Genomic DNA, 25,538 nt, shown 5'->3' with positions numbered 1-25,538 from the left:
CTCGGTCGCGGTCGCTCTTCGCGGACCCGCGTTTCGCCCGAGGCGGTCCCGCCGCCCCGCCGACGCGCCGACCAGCCGACCCGCACACCCGCCGACGCGCCGGGCGAGAGCAAAGCGCTAAATCCGCGGCGGCGGTGAGTCGGGACATGAAACAGGCCATCGTCGCCCGGACGGACGTCGGCATGGGCGAGGGGAAGCTCGCCGCGCAGGTCGCGCACGCGTCGCTGTCGGCGTACCAGGACGCGGGCGAGCGAGCGCGGAAGAAGTGGCAGGGCGAGGGGCAGAAGAAGGTCGTGCTGAAGGGGAGCTCCGAGAGCCAGCTGTTCGAGCTGGCAGACAAGGCCGACACGGAGGGGCTCCCGTACGCGATCGTCCGCGACGCCGGCCACACCCAGCTGGAGCCGGGCACCGTCACCGCGCTCGCGGTCGGCCCGGCCCGCGACGAGAGCGTCGACCGCGTGACTGGCGACCTCTCGCTGTATTAGATGCCCCCCGAGTACACCCTCCGGGAGGCGCACCCGACGGAGCGAGCCGTCGGCATCGACTACTACGTCAGCGGCGCCGACGGGATCGGCGGGCGTCTGCGCGAGTCGCCCGAGGACTTCCGGGTCCGAGAGCTGGAGGCGTTCGACGCGGCGCCGCTGGACGCCGAGACCGGGAGCTACCCCGAACTGGTGGTCCGGGCGACGCTGCGCGACTGGGACACGAACGACTTCGCGCGTCGGCTCTCCGACGCGCTTCAGATCAGCCGCGAGCGCGTCTCGTGGGCGGGGACGAAGGACAAGCGCGCCGTCACCACCCAGCTGTTCACGGTCCGCGGCGTCGACGCCGACGACCTCCCCGAGATCCGCGGGGCCGAAATCGAGGCGCTGGGACGAGCGGGGCGCGGACTCGCCTTCGGTGACCTCGCCGGCAACGCCTTCGACATCCGGGTCGCGGACGCTGTCGACGAGGCCCCCGACCGCGTCGTCGACGCGGTCCGGGACCTGCGGGCGTTCGCGGGCGACGCGGGACCTCCGGAAGCCGACGCCGGCGAGTTCCCGATCGACGCGACCGTCGGCGTCCCGAACTACTTCGGCCAGCAGCGCTTCGGCAGCCGGCGCCCGGTCACCCACCTCGTGGGGCTCGCGATCGCCCGGCGCGACCCCCGCGAGGCGGTCCGGCTGTACGCGGGCAACCCCGCGGAGACGGAGCCGGACGACACCCGGGCCGCGCGCGACCGCGTCGACGCGGCGTTCGGGGTCGGTGGAGACTCCGACTCCGACGACGCCGACCGCGCCGCCGACGGCACGGGCGACGGCGACTGGGCCGCCTGTCTCGACGCGATCCCCGGCAAGCTCCGGTTCGAGCGCTCGATGGTCCACCGGCTCGCCGACCGCGACGTCGACCCCGACGTGCCGCCCGACGGCGACGACTGGTGGCACGCGCTGGAGGCCGTCCCCTCGAACCTCCAGCGACTGTTCGTCAACGCCGCCCAGTCGTCCCTCTTCAATCGGATCGCGAGCGAACGGCTGCGGCGCGGGCTCCCGTTCGACCGCCCCGTCGCCGGCGACGTGGTCTGTTTCGCGGACGGCGACGCCCCCGACGAGCTGTACGCGCCGGACGCCGACCGGCTCCAGCGGGTCGACGCCGACCGGGTCGACGTGGTCTCGCGGCACTGCGAGCGCGGGCGGGCGTTCGTCACCGCGCCGCTCGTCGGCACCGAGACGCGGCTCGGCGAGGGCGAACCCGGCGAGATAGAGCGTGCGGTCCTCTCCGAGGCCGGAATCGAACCGAGCGACTTCTCGCTCCCCGGCGAGTTCGACTCCAAGGGAACCCGGCGGGCGATCCTCCTCCGCACCGACCTCGAGGCGTCGTTCGCGGACGGGGACCCCCGGTTCGCGTTCGCGCTCCCGAGCGGCTCGTACGCGACCGTGCTGCTCCGGGAGTTCACGAAGCGCGGCCCGCTCGACCTGTGAGCGGCCTGTGCCCCGAATCGATCCGTGTTCGTGTATTATCAACACCGATCGATAGCCGAAACCACCACGATACTGCGTCCAGTTCCGAGCCGCTTTTGTGCGAGAGCCGCCAATCGGGGCCATGACTCGGATCGTCGTCATCGACCTCCACGGGCAGTTCACGCACCTCGAGCGGCGGGCGCTCCGCGACCTCGGCGTCGACACCGAGATCGTCTCGGCGGACGCGCCGGCCGAGGAGCTCGACGCCGACGGGATCGTCCTCTCCGGCGGCCCGGACATGGACCGCGTCGGTAACGCCCCCGACTACCTCGAACTGGACGTTCCCGTTCTCGGTATCTGTCTGGGGATGCAGCTGATCGCGAGCGAACTCGACGGCGCGGTGGGGGCGGGCGACTACGGCGGCTACGCCGACGTGGACGTCGAGATCGTCGACGACGACGACCCGCTCGTCGGGTCGCTCGCGCCCGAGACACGCGTCTGGGCCTCCCACGCCGACGAGGTGACGGCACTGCCCGACGGATTCGCCCGCACCGCCACCTCCGACGTCTGCGGCATCGAGGCGATGTCCGACCCCAACGCGGACCTGTACGGCGTCCAGTGGCACCCGGAGGTGGCTCACACGGAGCGCGGCGAGGAGGTCTTCGAGAACTTCGTGGCGGTCTGCGAGTCGGCGTAAGGCGGGTCAAACACACGGAGAAAGAGAAGACCTGCCGGTCATCGGTGCGACAAGCGGGGCGTCGAAAGCGGCGACCGGCTACTCCTCGAACAGCTCGTCGACCGCCTCGCCGGCGGTCTCGACCGCCTCCTGTGCGACCGCCTCCCGGTCCGGATCGGCGTCCGCGGGCGCGTTGAGGTAGACGTCGACGTCGAGGACCCCCTCCTCGAACGTGACGGTGACGTCCAGATCCGTGACCGTCGACTGGTCGTAGTGTTTGAACACGATCCCCTCTGCCGCCTCGGCCGCGGTGCGAACGACCTCGTCGTCGCTCGGCTCCGAGGCGGCGTCGGACTCGTTGCTCACGGCCTTACGCGCCGCCGGCGCCGGGGCCGCCCGGTCCCATCGGACCGCCGCCGCCGCCCGCGCCGCCCTGGAGCATCTGCTGGAGCTCGCTCTGAAGCTCGTCGAACTGCTCCTCGACGCGCTCCTCCTGCTTCTCGAGCTGCTCGACGCGGACCTCGAGCGAGTCGACCTTGTCTTCGAGGTCGTCGTAGGCGGACTCGTAGTCCGTCTCGACGAGGACCTCGCCGATCTCGCGGTACATCCCCGCGTCCTCGTCGACGTCTTCGAGGGCGTCGAGGGCGGTCTTCGACTCGTTGAGCGCGGACTGCGCCTGCTCTTTCTGCTCGGAGACCTGCTGTGCGGTCTCCTGAAGCTCCTGCAGTTCCTCGATCTTCTCCTGTGCCTCGGGCGGCATGTTCCCTTGCATGGGCGGACCGAGGCGGCCCGGACGGAAAAACCCCCGACTTCTCCGACGAGGGGCATATGGGCTCGCAGCGGCCCGAAGAGTCGCGGTATCGGCGTATTCGGTGAATCTCAATCGGGTCCCGCGCCGACGCCCTCGGCGACCGCGACCAGCCGCGACCAGCTGTTGACGCCGGCGCGCAGCGCCACGAGGTCGTCGGCGAGCACGCGGACGCGGACCGCGTCGTCCTCGCGGTCGACGGTCGCGGTCGAACGGGCGTCGTCGATATCACCGACTTCGGGGGCGAGCGCGTCGGCCACGACGCGAGCGCGCCGCTCGGAGGGGTAGGTGAAAGAGAGGACCGTCTCGTGTGCGCGCGTCGCCGTCACGGTCCGGGGTGAGAGGGGGAGACGGCGTTACTCGACGTCGACTTCCTGAATACCGCCGCCGCGCTCCTTCAGGAGGACGCGGTGGCCGCAGTACGGGCAGCGCACGCCGCCGTACTCGTCGAGGGTGACGTCGCGCTTACAGCGGGAGCACTTGTAGCTCATCGTCCTATTCCTCGTCGGCGAGCGCGGCGCGGATGGAGCGGCGGACGGTGCGGCCGCCGGGCGTCTCGGGGCGGTACGCGCCGCCCGTGAACGTCTCGCCGGTCTCCTCGTTGACCCAGATGCCGGTGCCTTTGCGCGTGACGTCGTCGCCGTCGACGGTCGCGTTGCGCATCTCCGCTTCGATGTCCTGGACCCGCTTGCGAGCGACCCGGCCGTAGCGAGCGCCGAATCGGCCCGCGCTGCCGGTGCTTCGAGCCTTGTCCTCAGCCATAGTAGGCACTTCTATCGCCAGCGTAGGTAAAAAGGCTGCGAGTTGGGGGCGGACAAGACGGTCAGCAGCTAGGGCGGAAGACGACCGGACGCGGCGGCGGCGCGTGCCTGCGAGCGGCCGCCCTCGGCGGCCGCGAGACAGCACGCGCGAGGGAGCGGTGAGCGAGGGGCGACCGGAGGGAGGCCCGAGCGAACCGCGAGGCTGGGGAGGCGTGAGGCTGCGGTGCTGTGCGGAGCGGGGCGGGACGCAGAGGGGCAGACGAGAGGGCGACGGCGCGCGACGCAAGCACCGCAGGAGCGAGTGAAACGAGCGACGAGGAGCGCAGCGAGCGCACCGAGCCCTCGCGGCTGGGGCTTTGGTGGTGTTCCCTACGAGAGCATTCCCGTATCGCCGAGCGGCTGAGGCTCTGATGATATATTCCGTTGGCCGGCGGCGGCTACGTGTAATCGAGCAGCCGAGTCGCTGGCGGCGTTGACACGGCAGGATACGAAAGGGTCGACCGAGTATCGACCGCAACGTATTTCACAACCAAGTAATACTACCAAGTTGTATGAAAGACTTCGACGGCTTCGCGGACGTGAGCGAGACGGACGTAACGAGGGCCATCGGGAACGAGTGGACGGACGGGTTCCTCGACTTCACCGACTCCGAGGTCATCGTCCTCGGGGGCGGCCCCTCCGGCCTGATGGCCGCGAAGGAGCTGGCCGAGCGCGGCGTGAAGGTGATGATCGTCGAGAAGAACAACTACCTCGGCGGCGGCTTCTGGCTCGGCGGGTTCCTGATGAACACGGTGACGGTCAGAGACCCTGCCCAGGAGATCCTCGACGACCTCGACGTGGAGTACGAACCGGTCGAAGACGTCGACGGCCTCTACACCGCGGCGGGGCCGGAGGCCTGCTCCGGGCTGATCAAGGCGGCCTGCGACGCCGGCGCGCGCGTTCAGAACATGACAGAGTTCACCGACCTCGTCGTCCGCGAGGACCACGAGGTCGGCGGCATCGTCATGAACTGGACGCCGGTCCACGCGCTCCCCCGCGAGATCACCTGCGTCGACCCCATCGCGGTCGAGTCAGACCTCGTGATCGACGCGACCGGCCACGACGCCGTCGCGATCAGCAAGCTCGACGAGCGCGGCGTCCTCTCGGCGCCCGGCATCGAGCACGCGAAGGAGCACAACACCGGGATGGACCAGACGGGCGACGGCGAGTACGGCGCCCCCGGCCACGACTCGCCCGGCCACGACTCGATGTGGGTCGGCGAGAGCGAGGACGCCGTCGTCGAGCACACCGGCGTCGTCCACGACGGCCTGATCGCCTCCGGGATGGCGGTCGCGACCGCCCACGGCCTCCCGCGGATGGGGCCGACGTTCGGCGCGATGCTCGTCTCCGGCAAGCGCGCCGCGCAGGCCGCCCTCGACGAGCTGGGGGTCGACGCGCCCGAGGTCGAGCTGTCGGTCGGCGGCGCGCCCGCGCCCGCCGACGACTGAAAACCCACCGCTGACGTTCCGGTTGCGGACTCCCCCCGTACTCGGCCGTTCTTTTATAAGTGGCTGCTGGCGAAGCGACGGCGAACCCCTCCACATACCTAACTGCTCGTTTATAAACGGCTGCCGACGAATCGACGGCGAACCCCTCCAAAGCCCCAGCCGCGAGGACGCCGCACACTCGCTGCGCTCCTCACTCGGTCACTCACTTCGTTCGCTCCCTCGTTGCGGTGCTTACGTCGTCTGCGACGTCCTCGCGACTGCCCCTTTGAGTCCCCGCCCCGCCCCGCACAGCGCCGCAGCCTCACGCCTCCCCAGCCTCGCGGCTCACGCTTCGCGGCTGCGCCGCTCGCGTTCGCCGCGTCCCTCGCGCGTGCTGTCTCGCGGCCTCCGCTTCGCTCCGGCCGCTCGCAGGCACGCGCCGACCGCGTGTTGATTTATAAACGGACGCCGCGCTCCGGAGCCTGAACCCGCGACACGACCGTTCTTCACGAACGTTTACTCGGGAGCGACGCAACCGGGTGCCTTTTTCCGGCGCTACGTCGAACCCGCCGGTATGCGAAACGCCAAGATCGTCTGTACGATCGGTCCCGCCTCGGACGACCGGGACACGATCCGCGGCCTCGCCGACGCGGGGATGTCCGTCGTCCGGCTCAACGCCAGCCACGGGACCACCGACCACCGGGAGACGGTTATCGAGCGCGCCCGCGCCGTCGACGAGGAGATCGACGACCCGCTCGCGGTGATGGTCGACCTGAAGGGCCCGGAGGTCCGGACCGCCGAGATCGACGAGCCGATCTCGCTCGCGACCGACTCCGAGGTCACCTTCCTCGAAGGCGACGACGCGACGCCGGAACGCGTCGGCCTCACCCACTCGATCGCGGCCGCCGGCCCGGGCGACACGGTCCTCCTCGCGGACGGCCGGATCGAGTGCCGCGTCGAGCGCGTCGACGGCGAGTCCGTCGTCGCGACCGTCGTCTCCGGCGGCAAGCTCGGGTCCCGGAAGGGGGTGAACCTCCCCGGCGTCGCCATCGACGTCGACCTGATCACGCCGGAAGACGAGGCCGAACTCGACCTCGCGGCCCGAACCGACGCTGACTTCGTCGCGGCCTCGTTCGTCCGGAACGCAGACGACGTCTACCGGATCGCAGACGAGCTGGAGGCGCGCGGCGGGGAGGACATCCCGATCGTCGCGAAGATCGAACGCGCCGGCGCGGTCGAGAACCTGACGGGGATCGTCGACGCCGCCGACGGCGTGATGGTCGCCCGCGGCGACCTCGGCGTCGAGTGCCCGCTGGAGGACGTACCGGTGATCCAAAAGCGGATCATCCGGACCTGCGTCAACGAGGGCGTCCCCGTCATCACCGCGACGGAGATGCTCGACTCGATGGTCTCCTCGCGGCGGCCGACCCGCGCGGAGGCCTCGGACGTGGCGAACGCCGTCCTCGACGGCACCGACGCCGTGATGCTCTCCGGCGAGACCGCGGTCGGCGAGGACCCCGTTAACGTCGTCGAGACGATGGACCGTATCGTCCGGCAGATCGAGTCGAGCGACGAGTACGCGGAGACGCGCGAGCAGCGCGTCCCGACCGCGGACGAGGGGTCGCGGACCGAGGCGCTGGCGCGGTCGGCGCGCTACCTCGCGCGCGACATCGGCGCCTCGACGGTGGTCGCGGTCTCCGAGTCGGGATTCACCGCGCGAAAGACGGCCATGTTCCGGCCGGGCGTCCCGGTCGTCGCGACGACGCCGAACGACCGCGTCCGCCGCCAGCTCGCGCTCTCGTGGGGTGTCCGTCCCGTGTTGACGGAGTACGCCCACGACATGGAGGCGATCCTCGACAACGCGGTCGACGCCGCGCTCGACACCGGCGGCGCCGAGTCGGGCGACACCCTCGTCGTCCTCTCGGGCATGCTCACGGAGTTCGAGGGGACGAACACGACGAACACCCTGAAGGTCCACGTCGCCGCCGAGACGCTCGTGACCGGGAAGTCGGTCGTCGCCGGCCGCGTCGCCGGCCCGGTCCATCGGACCGAGGACGGCGACCTCGACGCGCTGCCCGAGGGGAGCGTCGTCGCGATCGGCGCCGACTTCGACGGGGAGTTCTCCGGCGACCTCGACCGGGTCGCCGGCATCGTCGACGCCCGCGAGGGGATGACCGGCTACCCCGCCGTCGTCGCCCGCGAACTCGGCGTCCCGATGGTCTCCAGCGCCCGCCTGCCCGAGGCGGTCGCGGACGGGACCACGGTGACCATCGACGGCGAACGAGGCGTCGTCTACGACGGCGACGTGATCAGCGCCGCCCGAGAGCGGTAGGCCGCGCCGGATCGAGACCGTGCCGGATCGAGACCGCGCCCGCCAGTCATTTATCGCGGAGCCGCGTAACGCGTCCATGAGCGACGAATCCGGCGACGAGACCCCGGACGACGAGACCAAGTGGCGGTTCTCGGTCGACGACGTGGGTCCTGACGGCATCACGGAGGACACCGGCACGCCGGAGAGCGACCCGATAGAACCGGGCGACGTCGACCTCGAACACGCCGTCTTCGTCGTCCTCGGGGTCGCGGCCACGGTCGGCGTGTTGGTCCTCGGTCTCTGAGCGCGCGGCGCCGATCCGTCGGGGCCGCCCTCCGGGGAGCGCCGGCGACGCGAACGGCGTCGCGACCCGCGCACCACAACTTATCAGGCCGCGGCCGTAGGACCGGACATGGACGCGCTCGCACAGTCCGGGCTCCTCTCGCCGGACACCCTCCCGCTGCTCCTTCTGACGGCCGGGCTGTTGCTCTCGATGGCCGAGGCGCTCGCGCCCGGGGCGAACTTCATCGTCGTCGGTATCGCGCTCATCGGCGCGGGCCTCGGCGGGCTCGTGTTGAGCTCGCTCGGCGTCGCCGGCGCCCTCCTCACGCTGTTCATGGCGCTTCTGACCCTCGCCTTCGGCGCCGCCGCCTTCTACGGCTACCACGAGTTCGACCTCTACGGCGGGAAGGGGCAGCGACAGACCAGCGACAGCGACTCGCTGAAGGGGAAGACGGGAACGGTCACGGAGCGAGTGACCCCCACCGGCGGCGAGGTGAAGCTCGCTGGCGGCGGGTTCAACCCCCACTACTCCGCCCGCTCGATGGAAGGCGAGATCGACGAGGGCGAGGAGGTGATCGTCGTCGACCCCGGCGGCGGGAACGTCGTCACCGTCGAGTCGATGGGGTACGTCGAGGACGACATCGACCGCGAACTCGCGGCCGACCGGGCGCGGAAGGCCGCGGACGCCGAGAAGAACGAGGCCGATCCGGAGACGGAACTCGAACGGGAGTGACGCGGCTCGGTCGGAAGGCCGATCCGCGGCCCCGAACCGCGAGCGGAAAGGCACTTGTCCGTCGGCGGACAGCACCCGACGATGCCCTCCCCGTTCGCCGTCCTCGCGAGTCCGATCGGTAGCGTCCTCGACCGCGTTCGCGACGGGTTCGACTCCCCTCGCGCCGGGACCGTCGCGGTCGCGATGTTAGTCGTGGTCACGATCGGCACCAGCCTCGGAATCGTCGCGCTCGGCGGAGTGTTCGACGCGACCGTCGACCAGCGGATCACCGTCGACAACCCGGACCGCCCCCCGGAGTCGACCTGCGAGACGTTCGGCGACGAGCCCGGATCTATGTTCGCCGAGGAGTGCGGCGAGCCGGCGCGGATCGAGGTCGACGCGGGGACGGAGCTCCGCGACGCCGCGACGGGACTCATCCACTACGGGCTGCTCGGGGTGCCGCTCTGGTGGGCGCTGTTCGCGGTCGCGCTCCACGTCGGGGCGCGCGTCGCGGGCGGCTCCGGCTCCGTCGGCGACTCCTTCGTGATCGCCGGCTGGGCGATCGGCGCCGAACTGCTCCGGCTCGTCGCCGGGCTCGCCGGGATCTGGTACGCGCTCTCGAACGCGGCGATATCCGGGTCGACCGGCGAGGCGGTGGCGAGCGACGTCGTCGCCGCGATCACGGGCGCGACCGGGCCGCTGCTCGTCGCGTCCGCGGTCGCGATCGCGGTCCAGTGGGTGATCGTCGTCGGCGGGCTGGAGGCCGAGTACGACCTCGGCCGCGGGGCCGCGGCGGGGGTGGCGACGTTCTTCGCCGTTCCGAGCCTGCTCCTCGCGGCGGTCTGAACGCCCGCCGAGCCTCCCGCCAGACTGGCCGCGACCGGAGGCGCCGAGCGCCTCGCCGACGCCGCCCGGGCGCTCGCGACCGCGGATTCGGGAGTTTTTAAGCCGCCGGCGCTCCCCCTCTCGGTATGATCCTGTCCGACGCCGACATCCTCGACCGGCTCGCGGAGGGGGACCTCGCGATCGAGCCGCTCGACGACGTCGACCAGCAGGTCCAGCCCGCGAGCGTGGACCTCCGGCTCGGCGAGCGGTTCCTGGAGTTCCAGCGCACCAACATCCCCTGTATCCACCCGACCGACGCGGGCGAGGTGAGCGAGTACGTCACCGAGACGACCGTCGACGAGGGGGACGAGTTCATCCTCCACCCCGGCGACTTCGTCCTCGGGACGACCGCCGAGCGCGTCGCGATCCCCGACGACCTCGTCGCGCACGTCGAGGGGCGCTCCTCGCTCGGCCGGCTCGCGATCGTGGTCCATGCAACAGCCGGTCTGTGTGACCCCGGCTACGAGGGCCAGATCACGCTCGAACTCTCGAACCTCGGCACCGCTCCCGTCGCACTCTCGCCCGGCATGCGCGTCTCGCAGCTCACCTTCACGGAGCTGAAGCGGCCCGCCGAGCGCCCCTACGGCGCCGAACGCGGCTCGAAGTACCAGGGGCAGGACGGGCCGCAGGCGTCGCGGATCGGCGACGACCCCGAGTTCGACGACGAGGGGGACGACGGAGGCGAGGGCGGCGGAGGGGCGACGCGTTCGGGAGGTGACGGCGGATGAGGTTCATCGAGGAGGTCGTCGTCGACGAGTTCCTGCCCACCGTCCGCTCGATGCTCGCGGAGGACCTCCGCGACCGCGGGTTCACGCAGTCGGAGGTGGCCGACGCGCTCGGCATCTCGCAGTCCGCGGTCTCGAAGTACGCAGCCGGCGACGTGGCCAGACACGAGGACATCGTCGCGGACGAGCGCGTGCGCGACCTCGTCAAGCGCGTGGGCGAGGGGCTCGCGAACGGCGACCTGACGCCCGTGGCCGCGCTCGTCGAGATCGAGGTGCTGATCCGCCAGCTGGAGGAGGGGGACCTGCTCGCGGACCTCCACGAGGCGGCGATGCCCGCGCTCGCTGACGCCGACGTGGAGTTCTCGGTCCACGACCCCGACAGCGGCCTCCGCGAGCGCGAGCGCGTCCTCACGTCGGTCCGGCGCGGGCTCCGCACCCTGACGAACGCCTCCGGCTTCGCCGGCCTCATCCCGAACGTCGGCGCGAACGTCGCGGAGTGTACCGCCGACGCCGCGACCGTCGACGACGTCGCCGCGGTCCCCGGCCGGCTCGTCGACGTCAAGGGGCGGGCGATGGTGCCGGGCGAACCGGAGTTCGGCGTGAGCGAACACGTCGCCACGGTGCTGCTCGCGGCCCGCGAGGCGGGCGCGGACGTTCGCGGCGCCGTGAACCTCCGATACGACCCGGAGACCGTCGAGGCGCTCGCCGCCGACCGCCCGACCGTCGAGTTCGACGCAGAGCGACCGACCCGCAAGGCGGTCGCCGCCGCGGTCGCGGCCGCCGACCTCCCGGCGGGCGAGGGGACCGAGACGCTCGTGGTCTACCAGACCGGCGCGGTCGGCGTCGAGCCGATAATCTACGTCCTCGCGCAGACGGCCGCGGAGGCGGCGCGGATCGTCCGCGGCCTGCTGTGAGCCGACGCGGGCCGCCCGCGACCCGCTGTGAGCCGCCCTCGGGCGACGCTTTTTAGACCGAACCGCGCGAAGCGGAAGACGTGACGGACATCCGGCGGCCCGGGATGCGGACGCGCTCCTCTTAGCGGCGGGCGGACCCGTCGCGGCGGCGACGACCGGTAGCGCGGTCGACGCCGGCGCGGCGGCGAATTCCGTCGTCTTCCGCAGCGCCTGGGCCGTCGACCCCTCGCGGACCGCGCAAAAACCCTCGCGGCCTGCGCGATCCTCGTCGGCCCCGAACCAGCGGCCTTTAGACCCGATCGACCGATACACGACATACACACCACATGAGCCACGACGACTTCCCCACCGATCGTCCCGCGGTGGTGACCTGTGGACTGCCGTACGCGAACGGCGACCTCCACATCGGTCACCTCCGCACCTACGTCGGCGGCGACGTGTACAGCCGCGCGCTCGAACGACTCGGCCAGGAGACCGCGTTCGTCTCCGGCTCCGACATGCACGGGACGCCCGTCGCGGTCAACGCCGAACAGGAGGGCGTCTCTCCCGAGGCGTTCGCGCTCGACTGGCACGAGCGCTACGCCGAGACGTTCCCGAAGTTCAACGTCGAGTTCGACAACTACGGCCACACTCACGACGAGACGAACACCGAGATCACCCGAGAACTCGTCCGCGACCTCGACGAGGCGGGCCACCTCTACGAGAAGGAGATCATGGTCGCGTACGACCCCGTCGACGACCAGTACCTCCCCGACCGCTACGTCGAGGGGACCTGCCCGTACTGCGGGGCGCACGCCCGCGGCGACGAGTGCGACGAGGGGTGCCAGCGCCACCTCGAACCCGGCGAAGTGGAGGACCCCGAGTCGACGATCACCGGCAACCCCGCGGAGTACCGCGAGCGCACCCACAAGTTCTTCGCGGTCTCCGAGTTCGCCGACTACCTCTCCGACTTCCTCGACCGCCTCGAAGGCACCTCGAACGCCAGCAACCAGCCCCGCGAGTGGATCGAACAGGGGCTTCAGGACTGGTGTATCACCCGCGACATGGACTGGGGGGTCGACTACCCCGGAGAGAACCCGGAGGATTTGGTCCTCTACGTCTGGGTCGACGCGCCGATCGAGTACATCTCCTCGACGAAGCAGTACTCCGAGCGCGTCGGCGCCGACGCGTTCGACTGGGAGGCCGCCTGGAAGGAGGGCGTCAGCGACGAGCACCCGGAGGGCGGCGAGATCGTCCACGTGATCGGCCGCGACATCATCCAACACCACACGATCTTCTGGCCCGCGATGCTGGAGGCGACCGACCACGCGGAGCCGCGCGCGGTGATGGCGAGCGGGTTCGTCACCCTCGACGGCAAGGGGTTCTCCACGAGCCGCGACCGCGCGGTCTGGGCCGACGAGTACCTCGACGAGGGGTTCCACCCGGACCCGCTGCGCTACTACCTCGCGACCAACGGCGGGTTCCAGCAGGACGTGGACTTCTCGTGGGAGAAGTTTGCCGAGCGCGTCAACACCGAGCTGGTGGGCACCGTCGGTAACTTCCTCTACCGCTCCCTCCTCTTCGCCCGCCGGAACTACGAGGACGGCCCCGACGCCGACGCCCCGAGCGACGAGGTCGCGGCGCGGATCGACGAGGCGGTCGACGAGTTCGCGGCCGCGGTCAACGACTACTCGGTCCGCGCGCTCGGCGACGCGGTCACCGACCTCGCGCGCTACGGTAACGAGTACATCCAGCGCAACGAGCCCTGGAAGCTCGTCGACGAGGAGCCCGAAGAGGCGGAGCGGGTCATCGACGACTGCGTCGCGCTCGCGAAGGCGATCGCCGTCCTCTTCGAGCCGCTGGCCCCCGAGAAGAGCGAGCGGCTCTGGGACCAGCTCGGCGAGCCCGGATCCGTCCACGACGCGACGGTCGAGGCGGCCCGCGAGGGCCCCGCCGGCGACCTGCGCGAACCGACCGAGCTGTTCGAACAGGTCGAAGACGAGCGCGTCGACGCGTTGAACGAGAAGCTCGAAGCGCGCGTCGCGGAGTCGGAGAGCGACGACGCGGTCGAGGACGGAGACGAATCGGACGACGAGGAGGAGAGCGAAACCGACGGCACCGACGACGCCGCCGACGCCGACATGGCCGACATCGAACCCATCAGCGACGACCGCATCGGCTTCGACGACTTCCAAGACCTCGACGTCCGCGTCGGACGGATCGAGGACGCGGAGGGGATCGAGGGCGCGGACGACCTCCTGCGGCTCACCGTCGACCTCGGCGCGGAGACCCGGACGATCGTCGCGGGGCTCAAGCAGCTCCACGACGTCGACGACCTCCCCGGGACGAAGGTGGTCGTCGTGGCGAACTTGGAGAAGGCGGAGCTGTTCGGCGTCGAGTCGAACGGGATGGTGCTGGCCGCTGGCGACGAGGCCGACCTCCTCACGACGTACGGGGACGCCGAGCCGGGCACGAAGGTGAAGTGAGGGGACCGGCGGGCGCCGGGCCCGCGACCGTCAGGCGTCGAGCACCTCGATCAGGTTCCCCTCCGGGTCCCTGACGAACAGGACCGTCGTGCCGCTCTCGGTCGTCCGCGGCGGGCTCAGCGTCGCCACGTCGTCCGAGAGTTCCTCGTAGAAGGCCTCGACATCGTCGACCGACAGACCGAGATGGGTCGCTCCGGGCCGGTTCAGCTCGGAGTCGCCGGTCGCGGCGTCGCCGCTCGACCCCGCCGCCGGGTCGTACGCGACGAGTTCGACGATCGCGTCGCCCGCGTCGAGGTGGGCGAACTCGGCCGCGGCGCCCTCGACGGCGACCGCCTCGGCGAAGGCGTCGCCGCCGACGGAGAACTCTGCGACGACGTCGAGGTCGAACGTCTCGGCGTAGAACTCGACGGCGCGGTCGAGGTCGGAGACGGTGACCCCGACGTGGTGTGCGGTTGGATCTGTCACAGACGGCCGCTCGGTCGGCCCGGGCTAAACGGTGACGGGTCAGAGCCCGAACAGGCGGGCGGCGAGCCCGGCGAGCACGACCAGCGCGCCGAGGATGAACGTGCCCGGGATCGGGAGGACGAAGATGACCGCGCCGACGAGGATGATGATCGTCGATGTTCTCATAGGGACCGGTTCGGTCCTCCGCCGGATATGCGTTGGGACGGGACCGACCGGTGCCCCGACCGAAACGACCATTCCGCGTCCGGTCGACGCTCGCGTATGCACGTGGTCGTCAACGCGGCCCAGAGCGTGGACGGGAAGCTCGCCACCCGCAGCCGGGAACAGCTCCGGATCTCCGGGCCCGAGGACTTCGACCGGGTCGACCGCGTCAGGGCGGCCGCCGACGCGGTACTCGTCGGGGTCGGGACCGTCCTCGCGGACGACCCGCATCTCACGCTCGACGAGGAGGACCGCCGCGTCGAACGCCTTCGGAACGGACGACCCGGCGACCCCGCCCGCGTCGTGGTGGACTCCACGGGCCGGACGCCGACCGACGCCCGGATCCTCGACGACGCGGCGACGACGTACCTGCTCGTCTCGGCCGCGACGGACCGGGATCGACGGACGACACTCGCCGACGCGGGCGCCGAGGTGATCGTCGCCGGCGAGGAACGCGTCGACGTGGCGGCGGGGCTCGACGCCCTGGCCGACCGCGGCGTCGACCGCCTGATGGTCGAGGGGGGCGGCGAGGTGATCTTCTCGTGTTTCGAGGCCGGCGTCGTCGACGAGCTCCACGCCTACGTCGGCTCGCTCGTGGTCGGCGGCCGCGACGCGCCCACGCTGGCGGACGGCGCGGGCTTCACCGAGGGGTTCCCCGACCTGACGCTGACCGACACGGAGCGGCTCGACGACGGGATCGTCCTCTCGTACGCGGTCGACGAGGGAAGCGGATCGTGACGACGGACGGCGAGCGAGGCGGATCGTGACGACGGACGGCGAGCGAGGCGGATCGTGACGACGACCGTGTGAACGGTAACCACGGAAATCGCCGGGTACACGCTCCATGCCACCGGTGTACACGAAAATCACCGAAGTATTTATGTATCGCCCGGGGGTAGTTGCTGGTACCAGAACGCCTCTGGCGCTGGTGGAATCGCACGCTGAAATGAACGGAAGTTCTTACAGACGGCCCGACGCACGACAGCGAGCGCCCGCTATCGCCGGAGCGGTGATGGAGAGATAACAAATGGTAACGAAAGAAGAAGTCATCGAGCAGTACGACGTGGAACCGATGGACGAGGCGGACAACGTGGACCTTTCTGAAGACGACCTCGACAACGGGTCGAAGGGGCAGCTCATCAAACGCGCCGGGCAGCTGCGAGACCGGCGCAACGAGCTGAACCAGATGGCCTCCGAGCGCGCCTCCAAGCGCGACGACCTCAACGCGAAGACGCGCGAGAAGGTCGACGAGGCCCAGGAACACCGCGAGAAGCGCGACGAGCTCAACGAGCAGGTTCAAGAGCACAAGGACAAGCGCAACGAGCTCAACGCCGAGGCCAACGAGCTGTTCGACGAGGTCGAGGAGCTCAAACAGGACCTCGAACTCGGCTCCGGCAAGTCCATCGAGGAGCTCGAAGAGGAGATCGAGGACCTCGAGTTCCGCCAGCAGACGGAGGTGCTCGACGCGGAGGACGAGCGCGAGCTCATCGAGAAGATCGACGACAAACGCGAGAAGCTCGCCGAGAAGAAGGACAAGGTCGACGACACGAGCGAGCTCGACGAGCTCGTCGAGGAGGCCGAGGAGGTCCGCTCCGAGGCGTCCCAGCACCACCAGAAGGTGACGGAGCTCGCCGACAAGGCCCAGGAGCACCACAACCAGATGATCGAGGCCTACCGCGAGGCCGACGACATCCGCGACGAGGCCGACGAGATGCACGAGCTGTTCGTCGAGGCCCAGGAGGCGGCCGACCGCCACCACGAGGACTTCGTCCGCGTCCAGAAGCGCCTGCGCGAGCTCGACAAGAAAGAGGAGGAAGAGCGGAAAGACGAGCGCGCCGAGAAGCGCGAAGAGGAGAAGGAAGAGGCCGAGGAGATCTACCAGAAGTTCAAGGAGGGCGAGACGCTCGACACCGAGGACCTGATGAAGCTCCAGAAGACCGGCCTTCTCTAACCCGGTCGACCCTCGGTTCCGACGCGGTTTCTGCGGCTTTTCTCGACCGCCAGCGTCGCTGCCGTCGATCGCCGGATGCCGACCGCAGCTGTCGGTCCGACCCGGCCGCGGTCGGCGTCGCCGTCCACGACTTATAAACCCGTGCGACGCCAACCGTCGGTATGGACGACGCGCCGGCGAACGGACGGAAGGGGTTGCTCGCGGCCGCCGCGGTGGGCGCGGCGACGACGGTCGCGGGCCGCGCGCTCCTCGCGCGGCTCACCGGCGGCCGGTTCGGTGACGCCGACGAGTACAACACCGCGAAGGTGACCGTTTCGGGACCGATCCGGCGGAGCCAGGGGCGCCCGTCGCCGCTGTCGGGCCCGGGCGGCGCGACCGCCGACGACGTGGTCGAGCAGATCGAGGCGGCCGACGAGGACGAGGACGTCGAGGCGCTGCTGGTCGAGCTCAACACCCCCGGCGGCGAGGTCGTCCCGAGCGACGACATCCGGCGGGCCGCCGCCGACTTCGACGGGCCGACGGTGGCGTACGCGACGGACACCTGCGCGTCCGGCGGCTACTGGATCGCGAGCGGCTGCGACGAGCTGTGGGCGCGCGACGCGAGCCTCGTCGGCTCCATCGGCGTCGTCGGCTCCCGGCCGAACGCGAAGGGGCTCGCGGACAAGCTCGGGATCACCTACGAGCAGTTTACCGCCGGCGAGTACAAGGACGCCGGCGTCCCGCTGAAGGAGATCGAGGAGGACGAACGCGAGTACCTCCAGGGGATCATCGACGGCTACTACGAGCAGTTCGTCGAGACCGTGAGCGAGGGGCGCGACATGGACCCCGACGAGATCCGGGACACCGAAGCCCGGGTGTACCTCGGTGACGACGCCGCGGAGATGGGGCTCGTCGACGAACTGGGCACCGAGGACGACGTCGAGGACCGGCTCGCAGACCTGCTTGGCGCCGAGCCCGAGGTCCGCGAGTTCACCCCGGATCGCGGGCTCGCGGAGCGGCTCGGCATCGGCGCCGAACGGGTGGCGTTCGCCGCCGGGAGCGGCGTCGCGGGCGCCTTCACCGACGACGGCGGCGACATCGACGTGGAGTTCCGGTAGCGAGCGGGGGGACCGGCGCGAGCCGACGGGAACCGAGACCCGCACGGCGGTCCACGGGGAGGATTTTTGTCCGGTCGCGGCGTGCGTCGACACGTGACGACGCTGGTCATCTGCGTCGACCGCTCGGGGGCGATCGGTCGCGCCACCAACGTCCCGATGCCGGTCGCCGGCTGGGAGGCCGTCCGATCGCTGGTCACCGACGCCGGGCTGGACGACCCCGAGGACGCCAGCGTGAACTGCTTACTGGAGTCGCTGCGCGTCGCGCGCGACCTCAGGGACGAGCGCGAGGAGTCGGTGGTGGCGGTCGTCTCCGCCGAGAGCGACAGCGCGGTGGGCGCCGACCGCTCGATCGCGGCCCAGCTCGACGACCTCGTGGACCGGTACGAGCCGCGCGCCGCGATCGTCGTCGTCGACTCGGCCGAGGACGAGCGCGTCCTCCCGATCGTCGAATCGCGGGTCCCCGTCGACTCCGTCGACCGCGTCGTCGTCCGGCAGGCCCGCGACATCGAGTCCACCTACTACCTGCTCAAGCAGTTCCTCGCCGACGAGCAGCTGCGGTCGACGGTCCTCGTGCCGTTCGGCGTCGCGCTGCTCTTAGTGCCGGCGCTGTTCTACTGGTTCTCCGCCGGCGAGGCGGTCGCGGGCGTCGCCGGCCTGCTCGGCGCCGCGCTGCTGTACAAGGGGCTCGCTATCGACCGCCTCGTGGCGGGGATGCCCGAACGCGTCCGCGAGGCGCTGTACGCCGGGCAGGTGTCGGTCGTGACGTACGTGGTCGCCGGGGGACTCGCCCTCGTCGGCGGATTCTTCGGCGTTCTCGCGGCCTCGGACCTGAACCCCGGGTCGCCCCGCCTCGTCGAGGTCGTGGAGTTCGCCTACGCCGCGGTCCCGTGGTTCGCGGTCGCCGGCGTGACCGCGGCCGTGGGGCGGTTACTCGACGAGCTGATCCGCGACGAGGGGATCCGGACGCCGTACCTCAACCTCCCGTTCGTCATCGCCGCGGTCGCACTCGTCGTCCGCGGGTTCGCCGGCTACTTCCTCGCGCAGGAGGCGGTCCGGGGTCCGCTGTCCCTCTACGGGATGACGATGACGCCGGTCCAGCAGCTCGCGGCGTTCATCGCCGGCGGCATCGTCGTGTCGCTCGTCGGCGTGAAGGTCGCGAGCGACATCGGTACCGAGACCCTCGAAGACGTCATCGACGCCGAGCGGGACGCCGAGGGACGGCGGGAGTGAGACCGGGCGGAACCGACGAGGGGAACCGCGACCGACCGCCTTTTGTCGGTCGCGGCCGCGTGAGCTGGCATGGAGGTGTACGGACTGATCGGGAACCCGGTCGGCCACTCGCTGTCGCCGCCGATGCACGAGGCGGGGTACGAGGCGCTCGGGCTCGACGCGCGGTACGTGACCTTCGAGCCGGACGCCGACGCGGCCGCCGCGGCCGTCGGAGGCGCCGCCGACCTCGGCGTCGCGGGACTCAACGTCACGGTCCCGTTCAAGCGGGACGCCCTGAGCGCGGTCAACGCCGCCCCGCTCGCCGAGCGCATCGGCGCGGTCAACACGGTGGACTACGCCCCGGTCCGGGCGGGCGAGGCCGACCGCCCGCGCGGCCACAACACCGACGCCGCGGGGGTGACGCGGGCGCTCGCGCACCACGACGTGTCCGTCGACGGTCGCGACGCGCTCGTGGTGGGGGCGGGCGGCGCGGGGCGGGCGGCCGCGTTCGCGCTGGCGGACGCGGGCGCGGCGGTCCGCGTCGCGAACCGAACCGCGGAGCGCGCGGTCGAGCTGGCCGAGGCGGTGCCGGGCGCGACCGGCGGCGGCCTCGACGACCTCGGCGAGCGCGTCGCCGCCGCCGACCTGCTCGTCAACGCGACGAGCGTGGGGATGGAGGCGCCCGACGAGACCCCCGTCCCCGCCGAACACCTCCACGGCGACCTCGCGGTCCTCGACGCGGTGTACGCGCCGATCGAGACGCGGCTGCTGCGCGAGGCCGCCGCCGCGGGCGCGACGACGGTCGACGGCGCGTGGATGCTGCTGTTCCAGGGCGTCGAGGCGTTCGAGATCTGGACCGGCGAGGACGCGCCGGTCGAGGCGATGAACGCGGCGCTGCGGGCGGAGTTGGAGTGAGTCGGCGGCGCGACTGTTTATAAATGGACGACGCGGTGGCGCGCCGGTGAGCGGCCGCCACCGGCGGCCGCGAACCGACCGCGAGGGAGTCGGTCGGCCGGAGCAACGCGGAGGCCGGCCGACGAGGCTGGGGAGGCGTGAGGTGCGGTGCTGTGCGGGGCGGGACGCAAAGGGGCAGTCACCGGCGGCTCCGCCGCCGGTTGCCCGTGGCGCTACGCGCCACGCTGCCGTGAGGCGGGCGCAGGCGTTCACGAGAGCGGAGCTCTCGTGAGCCAATCAGAACGCTCCGCGTTCCGATGACGACGTAAGCACCGCAGGGAGCGAACGGAGTGAGCGACCGAGGAGCGTGGTTCGAGAGAGCGAAGCTCTCTCGTCATCACGAGACGCCTTCGGCGTCTCGAACGACAGCGAGCGTGCGCCCGCCTCACAGCTGGGGCTTTGGAGGTGTTTGCCGCCGATATTCAGTCAGTTATTCATAGGCGAGCGACGGGGGCTTTGGAGCCGTTCGTCATCGATCTGCTGTTAGCTGTTTATAAATGAGCGGCGTTTTAAAAAGCGATCACCCGAGCCGAGCGTTGTTAAACCAGTCCCGGACTCGCGAGCAGCCCCGCGGTGACGATGAGCCCGATGGAGACGGCGGACGCGCCGTAGAGGAACGGCTTGGCGTCGCGGGCGGGCTCGCGGAGCTTCCCGACGTCGAGCCCGTCGGCCAGCTTCGATCCCCCGACCTCGACGAGCCCGGTGCCGACGAACCACAGCCCCAGCATCGTCAACACGAGGTGACCGCGGGGCGTGCCCGTCAGCGACTCGAACGTGTACAGCGTCCCGGCCATATGCCCGCCCGAGAGGACGAACGCGACCGCGCTGATCCGTGTGATCCAGCGCAGGCGGCCGACGACCGAGCCCAGCGCGTCGCCGCCGATATCGCCGCGGAGCGCGGGCGGGAGGACCGCGAGGGTGACGAACAGCACGCTGCCGACCCAGAGGACGGCGAAGCCGACGTGGACCGACCACATGACCGGGTTGACGACGTTCATACGACCGGAACGCCCCGGCCCCACTTATAAACAGGCGAGACGGAGCGGCGAGCGGTTGCGCCGGAGAGGGTTTTTAAATATCTCGCACGTGTAGCCGCCGGCGATGGCCCTACTCCAGAAGCTCAAAGAGAAACTCGGGTTCGGGAGCGGTTCGAGCGGGCGAGAGTCCGGCGAGACCGAAGTGACCGTCGAGCGCGAGTCGGAACCCGCCGCCGAGGCGGCCGCGGAGAGCGACGACGGCCCCGTCGACGACGGGACCGGCGAGCCGGTCGCGGACGAATCGGTCGAGGACGAGATCGACGACGACGACGGACCCGACGGCGGCGCCGAAGCCAGCGAGGAGCCCGTCGCCACGGAGACGGAGGCCGCCGCCTCGACCGAGTCGCTCGTCGACGAGGGGGCCGACGCGACCGACGACCACGAGGCGGCCGAGTCGGCGGAGGCCGCGGCCGGGCGGGAGGACGACGTCGCGGTCGACGGCGACGACCGCGGCCCGAGCGTCACGGAGATCAAAGGCATCGGCCCGGCGTACGCGGAGCGGCTCGCGACGATCGGGATCGAGACGGTAGACGAGCTCGCCGGCGCGGACGCCGGCGAGATCGCCGAGGGGACGAGCGTCGGCGAGAAGCGCGCCGCGACGTGGATCGACCGCGCGAGCGAGTTCTGAAGGCGGGCCGCGTTCGGGCGACCGCAACTGTTTCACCGCCCCCGCCGAACAGGGTCCCATGAGTCGAACGGAACACACCGATCGGGACCGGTTCCGCGCGGTCGCCGCCGCGGCGCCGGACGGCGCGCGGGTCCCGGTCGAACTCCGGGTCGCCGTCGAAGACCCTTTCGCGGCCTACCGCCGGGCGCGGGACGGCCCGGGCGGCGTCTTCTACGAAACGACCGGCGGCCAGTCCGGGTGGGGGTACTTCGGCGTCGACCCGGTCGAGCGGCTGACCGTCTCCGGCGAGGCGGTCGTCGCCGGCGCGCGGGGCGAGACGGGCGAGCCGACGGGCGACTACCGGCGCCCGTCGCCCTCGCTGTCGGCGCTGGAGGGGGTCCTCGACGGCGAGACGCTGGCGCGCGGCGACTGCGACGTGCCGTACCCGTGCGGCGCGTTCGGCTGGCTCTCCTACGACGCCGCCCGCGAGCTGGAGGACTTCCCGCCCGCGGCCCCCGAGGGTTCCGGGGCGACCGACGACCGTGGACTCCCGCGGCTTCAGGCCGCCCTGTTCGACCGGATCGCGGCCTGGGAATGCCCCGTCCGCGCGGACGGCGCCGGTGGGACGATTCCGCTTCGAGTAACCGCCTGTCCCCGCGTTCCGGGCGGGCTCGACGACCCGGACGCCGACCGCGACGCGCTCGACGCGCTGTTCGACGAGGGGACGGATCGGGCGGGGGCGCTGATAGACCGGATCGAGGCCGGCGATCCGGCCGCTGAGCCGGCGCCGGACCCGGGCGCCGAGCGCGCGACCTTCGAGAGCGACGTGGGTCGAGGGGGGTACGCCGACGCGGTGCGGCGGGTCAAAGGGCACGTTCGCGAGGGCGACACGTTCCAGGCGAACGTCTCCCAGCGGCTGACGGCGCCGGCCGCGGTCCACCCGGTCGGGGCGTACGACGCGCTCCGGGCGGTGAACCCCGCTCCGTACTCGGGGCTGATCGAGTTCGGCGGGACCGAGGGGAACGGTGGGGACCGTCCGAGCGGCGTCGACCTCGTGAGCGCGAGCCCGGAGCTCCTCTTGGAACGCGAGCCGACCGACGACCCCGAGCGCGGCGCGCGTCTCGTGACGGAGCCCATCGCGGGGACGCGGCCGCGGGGCGCCTCCGCGGCGGACGACGCGGCGCTGGAGACCGAACTGACCGGCGACGAGAAGGAGCGCGCCGAACACGCGATGTTAGTCGACTTAGAGCGCAACGACCTCGGGAAGGTGTCGCGGTTCGGCACCGTCGACGTGAGCGAGTACCGCCGCGTCGACCGCTACAGCGAGGTGATGCACCTCGTGAGCCTGATCGAGGGCGAGGCGCGGCCCGACGTCGGGTTCGCGGACGCGGTCGCGGCCTGCTTCCCCGGGGGGACCGTCACGGGCGCGCCCAAGCCGCGGACGATGGAGATAATCGACGAGCTGGAGCCGACGCGCCGCGGGCCGTACACCGGGTCGATGTTCGCCGCCGGGTTCGACGGGCGCGCGACGCTGAACATCGTCATCCGGACGCTCGTCCGTCACGCCGCCGAGTACCACCTCCGGGTCGGGGCCGGGATCGTCCACGACTCCGACCCGGACGCCGAGTACGAGGAGACGCTCGCGAAGGCGCGAGCCCTGGTGAGCGCGGTCGACGAGGCGCTCGCCGCCGGCGGGATGGCGGTCGAGGAGGGGGCCGACGAGCCGACCGAGGGGGCGGTCGAGCGATGACGCGCGGCGGTGCCGACTCCGGGGCTGGGGAGGGCGACTGGCGCCGCGGCGCGGGCGAGTCCGACGCGCGGGTCCTCGTCGTCGACAACTACGACTCGTTCGCGTACAACCTCGTCCAGTACGTCGGCGAGGTCGCCGGCGCGGTGACGGTCCGGCGGAACGACGCGGTCGACCTCGCGGGGATCCGCGCGCTCGACCCGGACGGCGTCGTCGTCTCGCCCGGGCCGGGCACCCCGGCCGACGCCGGGATATCGACCGCGGTCTTCGAACTCGATCGGCCCGTGTTCGGCGTCTGTCTCGGCCACCAGGCGCTGTGCGCGAGCCGCGGGAGCCGCGTCGGCCACGCGCCCGAGGTCGTCCACGGGAAGCCCTCGACGATCGCCCACGACGGCGAGGGCGTCTTCGCCGGCCTCCCCGACCGGCTCCGGGTCGGGCGCTACCACTCGCTGTGCGTCGAGCGCGAGGACCTCCCGGACGAGCTGGTCGAGACCGCGCGCACGGACGAGGAGCGCGAGGTCGTGATGGGCGTGCGCCACCGCGAGAAGCCGCACGTCGGCGTCCAGTTCCACCCAGAGAGCATCCTCACGCCGCGCGGGAAGCGCATGGTGCGGAACTTCGTGGAGGCGTGCGAGGACCGTGAGTGATCCCACCGAGCGGTTCGAGGCGAGCGGCGACGCGGACCGCCTGTACCACGTCGACGGCGACCTCGTCCCGGCCGCCGAGGCGACCGTCTCGGTGGAGGACCGCGGGTTCGCCTACGGCGACGCCGCCTTCGAGACGATGCGCGCGTACGGCGGGGACCTCTTCCGGTGGGACGCGCACGCCGACCGGCTCGCGGACACCTGCGAGACGCTCGCGCTCGACCACGGGATCGACGACGCGGAGCTGAAGCGGCGTGTCGACGAGACGCTGGCCGCGAACGACCTCGCGGACGCGTACGTCAAGCTCTCGATCTCGCGGGGGGTCCAGCCCGGCACGCTCGACCCGAACCCCGAGGTCGACCCGACCGTGGTCGTGATCGCGAAGCCGCTCGCGCGCGGCGGCGTCGGGAGCGACCCGGTCCACGATGGCCCGGCCGCGCTCCAGACGACGAAGACGCGCAAGGTCGCGGACCGAGCGATACCGGCCGCGGCGAAGACCCACAACTACCTCAACGGAATCCTCGCCCGGCTCGAGATCCGGGTCACCGGCGCCGACGAGGCGCTGCTGCTCGACCCGGACGGCCACGTCGCCGAGGGGGCGACCTCGAACCTCTTCTTCGTCGACGGCACCGCCCTCAAGACCCCCTCGCTCGACGGGCCGATCCTCCCCGGCGTCACCAGGGCGACCGTGATCGATCTCGCGGAGTCGGAGGGGATCCCCGTCGAGGAGGGGACGTACGCGCCGGACGCGGTCCGCGAGGCCGACGAGGTCTTCCTCACGAACTCGACGTGGGAGGTCCGACCGGTGGCGACCGTCGACGGCATCGCGGTCGACGGCGACGGCGAGGGAGTCGCCGGGCCGCTCACGACCCTCCTCTCGCGGCTGTTCGACCGGCGGATCGAGGAGGCGGGCTACGACGGCGAGCGGCTGTAACCGAATTTCGGCCCGCAGAAGCGTTCCGCGCCGCATTTCGACCACGCCGTTATGCCGCCGGGGACCGTAGATGACGGATGGCAGACGACGAGAGCGGACGAGAGAGACAGGCCGCGGACGACGACCGACGACGGCGCGAGCGCGACGTCGAGGCCGAGTTAGAACGCGGCGACGAGGCCGAGCCGCCGATCGACGACGCGGCGGCCGAGGCGCTCGAAGGGGCGCTCGAGCCGCTGACTTTCCCGGCGACGGGCCGCGAGATCGTCGCCGCGGTCGGGAAGCGGGAACTCGAGACGGACTCCCGCGTGTACACCGTCGCTGACCTGGTCCCCGACGCGGACCTGGAGGCGTTCGACACGCCGGCCACGGTCCGCGAGCGGGTGCGGCGACCGGCGGTCGCGGCCGCGATGAAGCGGGTGGTGGAGGCGGCGGCCGCGCTCGAGAACGCCGACTTCGGTCGGTCGCAACACGAGGCGTTCGAACGGACCTTCAGAGCGCTGAGCGACGTCAACGAACTCGACGACGAGGAGGGCGTCCGCGCGGTCGCCGACTGGGTCGTCGACCGGATCGCGGAGGGGGAGTCGGTCCCCGGGTCGCGGGACGTGCGCCGACGGGCGGCGAAGCACTGTCGGGAGCACGGCTACGAGGTCCGCGACGACGAGTGGCTCGGGGTCTGAGCCGGGCGCCCGACTCGGCGTCGCGCCGACGCGGAGACGGCCCGACTCCGGAACAGACGGCGCCCGACCCCGG

General features: G+C 71.4%; 29 protein-coding genes. 21 read left to right on the top strand and 8 right to left on the bottom strand.

All coding sequences use genetic code 11. The annotated features are described in order from the left end of the window. Window positions 1-146 precede the first annotated feature (146 nt). The 3 genes from pth2 to BM286_RS08065 all read left to right on the top strand — a co-directional run bounded on the left by pth2 (window position 147) and on the right by BM286_RS08065 (window position 2,634). Entirely contained in the window at window positions 147-485 is a 339-nt protein-coding gene (pth2, locus tag BM286_RS08075; protein ID WP_092921050.1) for a peptidyl-tRNA hydrolase Pth2, read from the top strand. Continuing rightward, a complete protein-coding gene (gene truD, locus BM286_RS08070; protein ID WP_092921049.1) occupies window positions 486-1,958 on the top strand; it encodes a tRNA pseudouridine(13) synthase TruD in 1,473 nt (490 codons plus the stop codon). A gap of 121 nt (window positions 1,959-2,079) precedes the next feature. After that, a complete protein-coding gene (locus tag BM286_RS08065) occupies window positions 2,080-2,634 on the top strand; it encodes a GMP synthase subunit A (RefSeq protein WP_092921048.1) in 555 nt (184 codons plus the stop codon). 78 nt (window positions 2,635-2,712) lie between these two features. On the opposite strand, the gene BM286_RS08060 is transcribed toward BM286_RS08065, so the two are convergent. The 5 genes from BM286_RS08060 to BM286_RS08040 form a co-directional block, all read right to left on the bottom strand. Next, window positions 2,713-2,979 (bottom strand): DUF3194 domain-containing protein, encoded by a 267-nt coding sequence (locus BM286_RS08060; RefSeq protein WP_092921047.1) that lies wholly within the window; start codon window positions 2,977-2,979, stop codon window positions 2,713-2,715. 4 nt (window positions 2,980-2,983) lie between these two features. Continuing rightward, window positions 2,984-3,373: a prefoldin subunit beta gene (locus BM286_RS08055; protein WP_092921358.1), complete on the bottom strand. Its 390-nt coding sequence runs from the start codon at window positions 3,371-3,373 to the stop codon at window positions 2,984-2,986. Window positions 3,374-3,492: 119 nt separating this feature from the next. Next, a complete protein-coding gene (locus tag BM286_RS08050) occupies window positions 3,493-3,750 on the bottom strand; it encodes a KEOPS complex subunit Pcc1 (protein WP_092921046.1) in 258 nt (85 codons plus the stop codon). A gap of 27 nt (window positions 3,751-3,777) precedes the next feature. Beyond that, window positions 3,778-3,912, bottom strand: coding sequence for a DNA-directed RNA polymerase subunit P (locus BM286_RS08045; RefSeq protein ID WP_092921045.1), 135 nt, complete (start codon window positions 3,910-3,912; stop codon window positions 3,778-3,780). 4 nt (window positions 3,913-3,916) lie between these two features. Then, a complete protein-coding gene (locus BM286_RS08040; protein WP_048078289.1) occupies window positions 3,917-4,183 on the bottom strand; it encodes an eL43 family ribosomal protein in 267 nt (88 codons plus the stop codon). 550 nt (window positions 4,184-4,733) lie between these two features. Between BM286_RS08040 and BM286_RS08035 the strand changes: the two genes are divergently transcribed. The 8 genes from BM286_RS08035 (at window position 4,734) to metG (ending at window position 13,942) form a co-directional block, all read left to right on the top strand. After that, on the top strand, window positions 4,734-5,669 hold the full coding sequence (locus tag BM286_RS08035) for a thiazole biosynthesis protein (protein WP_092921044.1): 936 nt from the start codon (window positions 4,734-4,736) through the stop codon (window positions 5,667-5,669). 553 nt (window positions 5,670-6,222) lie between these two features. Beyond that, complete coding sequence (gene pyk / locus BM286_RS08030) at window positions 6,223-7,980, top strand: pyruvate kinase (RefSeq protein WP_092921043.1); 1,758 nt, start codon at window positions 6,223-6,225, stop codon at window positions 7,978-7,980. Between the two features lie 76 nt (window positions 7,981-8,056). After that, the gene (locus BM286_RS08025; RefSeq protein ID WP_241989493.1) at window positions 8,057-8,263 is read left to right on the top strand and encodes a DUF7312 domain-containing protein; all 207 of its coding nucleotides are present in this window, start codon (window positions 8,057-8,059) and stop codon (window positions 8,261-8,263) included. A 108-nt stretch (window positions 8,264-8,371) separates the two neighbouring features. Further along, entirely contained in the window at window positions 8,372-8,974 is a 603-nt protein-coding gene (locus BM286_RS08020; RefSeq protein WP_092921041.1) for an NfeD family protein, read from the top strand. A gap of 81 nt (window positions 8,975-9,055) precedes the next feature. Then, window positions 9,056-9,799 carry a YIP1 family protein gene (locus tag BM286_RS08015; protein ID WP_092921040.1) on the top strand — a complete coding sequence of 248 codons (744 nt, stop codon included), beginning with the start codon at window positions 9,056-9,058 and terminating at the stop codon, window positions 9,797-9,799. 125 nt (window positions 9,800-9,924) lie between these two features. Further along, window positions 9,925-10,566: a dCTP deaminase gene (gene dcd, locus BM286_RS08010; protein WP_092921039.1), complete on the top strand. Its 642-nt coding sequence runs from the start codon at window positions 9,925-9,927 to the stop codon at window positions 10,564-10,566. Then, a complete protein-coding gene (locus BM286_RS08005; RefSeq protein ID WP_092921038.1) occupies window positions 10,563-11,477 on the top strand; it encodes a thiamine-phosphate synthase family protein in 915 nt (304 codons plus the stop codon). Before dcd ends, BM286_RS08005 begins: the two co-directional genes overlap by 4 nt. Before the next feature lie 326 nt (window positions 11,478-11,803). Continuing rightward, a complete protein-coding gene (gene metG / locus BM286_RS08000) occupies window positions 11,804-13,942 on the top strand; it encodes a methionine--tRNA ligase (RefSeq protein WP_092921037.1) in 2,139 nt (712 codons plus the stop codon). Window positions 13,943-13,972: 30 nt separating this feature from the next. Here the strand turns inward: metG and BM286_RS07995 are convergent, their stop codons facing one another. Then, window positions 13,973-14,407: a VOC family protein gene (locus BM286_RS07995; protein ID WP_092921036.1), complete on the bottom strand. Its 435-nt coding sequence runs from the start codon at window positions 14,405-14,407 to the stop codon at window positions 13,973-13,975. Between the two features lie 39 nt (window positions 14,408-14,446). Continuing rightward, window positions 14,447-14,572 carry a hypothetical protein gene (locus BM286_RS15925; RefSeq protein WP_255510256.1) on the bottom strand — a complete coding sequence of 42 codons (126 nt, stop codon included), beginning with the start codon at window positions 14,570-14,572 and terminating at the stop codon, window positions 14,447-14,449. A gap of 96 nt (window positions 14,573-14,668) precedes the next feature. Between BM286_RS15925 and BM286_RS07990 the strand changes: the two genes are divergently transcribed. The 5 genes from BM286_RS07990 to BM286_RS07970 all read left to right on the top strand — a co-directional run bounded on the left by BM286_RS07990 (window position 14,669) and on the right by BM286_RS07970 (window position 19,780). Beyond that, window positions 14,669-15,346: a 2,5-diamino-6-(ribosylamino)-4(3H)-pyrimidinone 5'-phosphate reductase gene (locus BM286_RS07990; protein ID WP_092921035.1), complete on the top strand. Its 678-nt coding sequence runs from the start codon at window positions 14,669-14,671 to the stop codon at window positions 15,344-15,346. 289 nt (window positions 15,347-15,635) lie between these two features. Beyond that, entirely contained in the window at window positions 15,636-16,559 is a 924-nt protein-coding gene (locus tag BM286_RS07985) for a coiled-coil protein (protein ID WP_092921034.1), read from the top strand. 161 nt (window positions 16,560-16,720) lie between these two features. After that, window positions 16,721-17,656 carry a signal peptide peptidase SppA gene (gene sppA, locus BM286_RS07980; protein WP_092921033.1) on the top strand — a complete coding sequence of 312 codons (936 nt, stop codon included), beginning with the start codon at window positions 16,721-16,723 and terminating at the stop codon, window positions 17,654-17,656. Window positions 17,657-17,749: 93 nt separating this feature from the next. Continuing rightward, entirely contained in the window at window positions 17,750-18,886 is a 1,137-nt protein-coding gene (locus BM286_RS07975) for a DUF373 family protein (protein ID WP_092921032.1), read from the top strand. A 69-nt stretch (window positions 18,887-18,955) separates the two neighbouring features. After that, window positions 18,956-19,780 (top strand): shikimate dehydrogenase, encoded by an 825-nt coding sequence (locus tag BM286_RS07970; RefSeq protein ID WP_092921031.1) that lies wholly within the window; start codon window positions 18,956-18,958, stop codon window positions 19,778-19,780. A gap of 578 nt (window positions 19,781-20,358) precedes the next feature. On the opposite strand, the gene BM286_RS07965 is transcribed toward BM286_RS07970, so the two are convergent. Beyond that, entirely contained in the window at window positions 20,359-20,817 is a 459-nt protein-coding gene (locus BM286_RS07965; protein ID WP_092921030.1) for a transporter, read from the bottom strand. Window positions 20,818-20,920: 103 nt separating this feature from the next. Here BM286_RS07965 and BM286_RS07960 point away from each other — a divergent pair, with 103 nt between their 5' ends. The 5 genes from BM286_RS07960 (at window position 20,921) to BM286_RS07940 (ending at window position 25,465) form a co-directional block, all read left to right on the top strand. Continuing rightward, window positions 20,921-21,484 carry a helix-hairpin-helix domain-containing protein gene (locus tag BM286_RS07960; protein WP_092921029.1) on the top strand — a complete coding sequence of 188 codons (564 nt, stop codon included), beginning with the start codon at window positions 20,921-20,923 and terminating at the stop codon, window positions 21,482-21,484. Between the two features lie 58 nt (window positions 21,485-21,542). Further along, window positions 21,543-23,213, top strand: coding sequence for an anthranilate synthase component I family protein (locus tag BM286_RS07955; protein ID WP_092921028.1), 1,671 nt, complete (start codon window positions 21,543-21,545; stop codon window positions 23,211-23,213). Next, complete coding sequence (locus tag BM286_RS07950; RefSeq protein ID WP_092921027.1) at window positions 23,210-23,857, top strand: anthranilate synthase component II; 648 nt, start codon at window positions 23,210-23,212, stop codon at window positions 23,855-23,857. The genes BM286_RS07955 and BM286_RS07950 overlap by 4 nt, the downstream gene beginning before the upstream one ends. After that, complete coding sequence (locus tag BM286_RS07945) at window positions 23,850-24,788, top strand: aminotransferase class IV (protein WP_092921026.1); 939 nt, start codon at window positions 23,850-23,852, stop codon at window positions 24,786-24,788. The genes BM286_RS07950 and BM286_RS07945 overlap by 8 nt, the downstream gene beginning before the upstream one ends. Before the next feature lie 77 nt (window positions 24,789-24,865). Continuing rightward, complete coding sequence (locus tag BM286_RS07940; protein WP_092921025.1) at window positions 24,866-25,465, top strand: DUF5789 family protein; 600 nt, start codon at window positions 24,866-24,868, stop codon at window positions 25,463-25,465. Window positions 25,466-25,538 lie beyond the last annotated feature (73 nt).

Origin of the sequence: Halorubrum sodomense (assembly GCF_900111935.1) — an archaeon.
GTDB lineage: Archaea > Halobacteriota > Halobacteria > Halobacteriales > Haloferacaceae > Halorubrum > Halorubrum sodomense.
Note: the sequence above shows the minus strand (reverse complement) of the source record. Positions and strands in the feature narration are given on the sequence as shown.

Bases quoted from the DNA above. Each gene is read 5' to 3' on its own strand.
- BM286_RS15925 (WP_255510256.1), bottom strand. From the start codon at position 14,572: ATGAGAACATCGACGATCATCATCCTCGTCGGCGCGGTCATCTTCGTC.
- BM286_RS08035 (WP_092921044.1), top strand. From the start codon at position 4,734: ATGAAAGACTTCGACGGCTTCGCGGACGTGAGCGAGACGGACGTAACG.
- BM286_RS08020 (WP_092921041.1), top strand. From the start codon at position 8,372: ATGGACGCGCTCGCACAGTCCGGGCTCCTCTCGCCGGACACCCTCCCG.
- BM286_RS08055 (WP_092921358.1), bottom strand. From the start codon at position 3,373: ATGCCGCCCGAGGCACAGGAGAAGATCGAGGAACTGCAGGAGCTTCAG.
- pyk (WP_092921043.1), top strand. From the start codon at position 6,223: ATGCGAAACGCCAAGATCGTCTGTACGATCGGTCCCGCCTCGGACGAC.
- truD (WP_092921049.1), top strand. From the start codon at position 486: ATGCCCCCCGAGTACACCCTCCGGGAGGCGCACCCGACGGAGCGAGCC.
- BM286_RS08045 (WP_092921045.1), bottom strand. From the start codon at position 3,912: ATGAGCTACAAGTGCTCCCGCTGTAAGCGCGACGTCACCCTCGACGAG.
- BM286_RS08015 (WP_092921040.1), top strand. From the start codon at position 9,056: ATGCCCTCCCCGTTCGCCGTCCTCGCGAGTCCGATCGGTAGCGTCCTC.
- BM286_RS07990 (WP_092921035.1), top strand. From the start codon at position 14,669: ATGCACGTGGTCGTCAACGCGGCCCAGAGCGTGGACGGGAAGCTCGCC.
- BM286_RS08040 (WP_048078289.1), bottom strand. From the start codon at position 4,183: ATGGCTGAGGACAAGGCTCGAAGCACCGGCAGCGCGGGCCGATTCGGC.
- BM286_RS07950 (WP_092921027.1), top strand. From the start codon at position 23,210: ATGACGCGCGGCGGTGCCGACTCCGGGGCTGGGGAGGGCGACTGGCGC.
- BM286_RS08065 (WP_092921048.1), top strand. From the start codon at position 2,080: ATGACTCGGATCGTCGTCATCGACCTCCACGGGCAGTTCACGCACCTC.
- BM286_RS07960 (WP_092921029.1), top strand. From the start codon at position 20,921: ATGGCCCTACTCCAGAAGCTCAAAGAGAAACTCGGGTTCGGGAGCGGT.
- BM286_RS07965 (WP_092921030.1), bottom strand. From the start codon at position 20,817: ATGAACGTCGTCAACCCGGTCATGTGGTCGGTCCACGTCGGCTTCGCC.
- BM286_RS08025 (WP_241989493.1), top strand. From the start codon at position 8,057: ATGAGCGACGAATCCGGCGACGAGACCCCGGACGACGAGACCAAGTGG.
- BM286_RS07985 (WP_092921034.1), top strand. From the start codon at position 15,636: ATGGTAACGAAAGAAGAAGTCATCGAGCAGTACGACGTGGAACCGATG.
- BM286_RS08005 (WP_092921038.1), top strand. From the start codon at position 10,563: ATGAGGTTCATCGAGGAGGTCGTCGTCGACGAGTTCCTGCCCACCGTC.
- pth2 (WP_092921050.1), top strand. From the start codon at position 147: ATGAAACAGGCCATCGTCGCCCGGACGGACGTCGGCATGGGCGAGGGG.
- metG (WP_092921037.1), top strand. From the start codon at position 11,804: ATGAGCCACGACGACTTCCCCACCGATCGTCCCGCGGTGGTGACCTGT.
- BM286_RS07955 (WP_092921028.1), top strand. From the start codon at position 21,543: ATGAGTCGAACGGAACACACCGATCGGGACCGGTTCCGCGCGGTCGCC.
- sppA (WP_092921033.1), top strand. From the start codon at position 16,721: ATGGACGACGCGCCGGCGAACGGACGGAAGGGGTTGCTCGCGGCCGCC.
- BM286_RS07970 (WP_092921031.1), top strand. From the start codon at position 18,956: ATGGAGGTGTACGGACTGATCGGGAACCCGGTCGGCCACTCGCTGTCG.
- dcd (WP_092921039.1), top strand. From the start codon at position 9,925: ATGATCCTGTCCGACGCCGACATCCTCGACCGGCTCGCGGAGGGGGAC.
- BM286_RS07940 (WP_092921025.1), top strand. From the start codon at position 24,866: ATGGCAGACGACGAGAGCGGACGAGAGAGACAGGCCGCGGACGACGAC.